The 3,197-nt window shown below is 66.0% G+C and carries 2 protein-coding genes; both read right to left on the bottom strand.

The annotated features are described in order from the left end of the window. Positions 1 to 1,169: 1,169 nt before the first annotated feature. A complete protein-coding gene (locus ACGF7Y_RS08020; RefSeq protein WP_393231032.1) occupies positions 1,170 to 1,619 on the bottom strand; it encodes a pyridoxamine 5'-phosphate oxidase family protein in 450 nt (149 codons plus the stop codon). Between the two features lie 189 nt (positions 1,620 to 1,808). Further along, a complete protein-coding gene (locus ACGF7Y_RS08015) occupies positions 1,809 to 3,176 on the bottom strand; it encodes a wax ester/triacylglycerol synthase family O-acyltransferase (protein ID WP_393230590.1) in 1,368 nt (455 codons plus the stop codon). Positions 3,177 to 3,197 lie beyond the last annotated feature (21 nt).

Below are 3,197 nucleotides of genomic sequence, written 5' to 3'. Positions count from 1 at the left end.
CGCATGACCCCTTATTCATACCCGGACGCGCGAAGGCACGACGGAAGGACGTCGGCCCACCGCATCCGAAATCTGGCTTTGTATGCACTTCGTCTACTTCTAAGCGGCGCCACCCCTGCTCTGCGCCGCGCCGTTCAGGTTTCGCGGGTAGCTCGAACCGCCGGTGTCCGGCACGAATCGGACATCTACGGCGACTTCCACACCTCCCGTTTGTCGGCATTTCAGTCGTCTCAAAATCTGAAAACAGAACTTTTGAATCTACCGTGAAGCATCGACACTCTGGCGGGACAAGCTATCTGACAGCAGCTCTGGTCAGTCTAGTGGTATCAAACCTCCCAGCTCCGCACGGAAGCCGGGCGTTTCGAATCTCGTTTCGAGCAATGCGGCCATGACACCGCCCGCGCGATGGAGCCGCCGCGCGCCCGTATCGCTCGTAGAAGTGCCTGGTGCAAGAGGGTGGATCACGACAGAACCACACACGATCGGGCATCGTACATGCCGGGCAGGGGCCGGAATCAAGTCGGGAGGGCCATCGTGATCCACCGGGTGGACAGCGTCCGCCGACAGCCGATCCGCCAGCTCGATCGATTGCACCACAAGGGAATGTACATCCCAATAGCAATACATTGGCAAACACACGTCCCGGTATCACCCCCGCGCCTTTACTACAATCCTATCCGGCGTGCACATTTCCGAATACTCATCAATGCAACTCGACCTCGAAGGACATCTCGAAATGAAAATCCTCAGCACATAGTTCCGCTTGGAATCAGGTACATGGCGATTCTAATTTCATGTCGGGGCCGGCGCGCTTTCCGAGAGGATGCCGCCGAACACGGGCGTTTCAGCGCTCAGGTTTCGCACGGTTCGGCGTCCGGATCGACGGCGGGTGCCGGTCGGCGGCAGGCCGCCGAGGGGTATTCGGCCGGTCAGACCGCGAATCGGCTCCGCTGATCGACGCGAGTCCGCATGTGCGCGACCGGCGTCCGGCAGGCACAAACGCCCACCGCGCCTATGCCCATCGTGCCCGCCTGCCATGGAGTGGGTTATTTCCCGCAACGAACTCGCGCGTGAGGGGCGGAACCCGCGCAGGACCTCGCCGGATATGCCCACAAATAATTCTCGGGATGATGGTTCGGTAAATCCGAACCACCTTCGCCCGCTGCGGCCTAGCGCTGTTCCTCGACGAGCCGGAAGCCGGTGACGATGGTGGGTTCGATCGCGATGACCGTATCCATCATCCCCTCGGCCCAAGGTCGCAGCAGCCGCGTATAGCGCGCGACCCGGGCGGGATCGGTGACCGTCCGGGCCAGGCCGGTCACGACGACCGACCAGCCCACATGGCTCACCGCGTCGATGTCATCGGCCTCATAGGCCACGACGACGGAGGGATCGGTACGGACGGTGTCGGTGAGCCGCGACGTGACCCGGGTACGCACGATGACCGCGCCACCGTCGACGAAATGGTTGACCGGGCGGATCGCCGGGAGCGCATCGCGGGTGAACACCACGCGCCCGTAGGCCACACCGGCCAGCAGCCGCAGCGCCTCGTCACGGTCGATCTCGACCATCGTGCGGCCGGGGATGCCGTTATCCGCGACGCGGCCGCCGGAGGAGATCATGATCTCGTACTCGGGCACATCGCGCGTGCTTCCACCTGGCAACGACCTCGCTTTCCGGTCTTCACTCGACACCACGGCCTCCCATACCATCACCGGGTCCTACTGCCGGACAGGGCAGAAAGTCCCCGATCGGTCCTCTCCCGGCAGGCGCTGCGGCGGGCCGAGCCACCCGCCGACCGATACTCCTCACGGCTCGGTCACCTCCGGCCGGGAGGGTCGCCGGAGCCCCGCACGCTCCCGGAGCCGCTTGATCTCCCGCTCGATGCCCTCGGCGAGCACCGCGATATCGGGCGCGGTGTCGTAATCCCCGGTGATCCCGAACGTCAGTTGCCCCGCATAGCTGAGCACCGCGATCGCGGTGCGCAACCGCATGGCGATGGGCGTGGCAGGCAGCAGTTCGGTTACCGCGTGCCCCCGCACGGTCAACCGCTCGCGTGGACCGGGCACGTTCGTCACCAGCGCGGCGACGGTTCGCTGCGGAAACCGCGCCAGCAGACGCAGACTCCACGCGATGGGCGCGAACGGGAGCCGGCCCGCCAGCGCGAGCGCCGAGTTCTCCGCTTGCGCTTCGCCTCGCGACTTGTGTCCGGTCATCCGCCGCCGAATCTCGTCCAGCCGTTCCACCGGGTCGGCGACATCGATCGGCAGGAATGGCAGCATCGCCGAAACCCGATTGTCCAGCGTGGATTTCGCCTGCTCGGATCGCATCGACACCGGGACGAGAACGCGCAGTTTGTCCGGAGCGGGCCGCTCGGCGCGGCCGACCAGCAGGTCGCGATAAGCGGCGGCGACCGCGGCCAGGACGACATCGTTGACCGTGACGTCGAACGCCGCGCGGATCTCGTGGACGTCCGACAGGGCGGCCCGGGCCACGACGTACCGGCGCTGACGTCCGATGGGTCCGTTGAGCGAACATTCCGCGGCGGGCGACACGACGGCGGACACCAGTGGTGTCAGACCGCGCGTCATGGCGGCCACGGAGCGCGGCACGACGACGGGCAGCCGCGTCACACCTCGCACCACGTCGAGCCACGGCATCCCGGCACGACTTCGCGGCTCGGGCGCGTGGTTCTCGACCTCTCCCGGTACGGAATCGCAGAGACTCCGGAACACCGACAGACCGGACACGCCGTCCACCAGGCTGTGATGCGCTTTGACCAGCAGCGCCCAGCGGTCCCCCGCGAGATGTTCGACGACGACGCACTGCCACAGCGGATGGTCGCGATCGAGCCGCTCCTCCAGTTCCGTGGCCACCAGTTCACACAGCGCGCGTTCGTCACCCGGCGTGGGCAGCGCGGTCCATCGGATGTGGTGTGCGAGGTCGAAATTCGGGTCGTCCTCCCACACCGGCGTGGCCAGGTCGAGCGGCGCCCGCCGCACCTTCTGGCGCAGGCGTGCGTTCTGCTGCACTCCCCTGGCGAGGATGCGGCCGAACTCACCCCTGCCCGGCGGAGCGCCGGAGATGATCGCCACCGCGCCGATTCCGAGACTGATATGCCGGTCGGAGTCCTCTAGTTCCATGAAGCCCGAATCGAGGGGCCGTAGTTCTGTCATGGGCATGCTCATTCCGGTTCG

The sequence above is a fragment of the Nocardia sp. NPDC047654 genome, from assembly GCF_043205035.1.
Classification (GTDB): domain Bacteria; phylum Actinomycetota; class Actinomycetes; order Mycobacteriales; family Mycobacteriaceae; genus Nocardia.
Note: the sequence above shows the minus strand (reverse complement) of the source record. Positions and strands in the feature narration are given on the sequence as shown.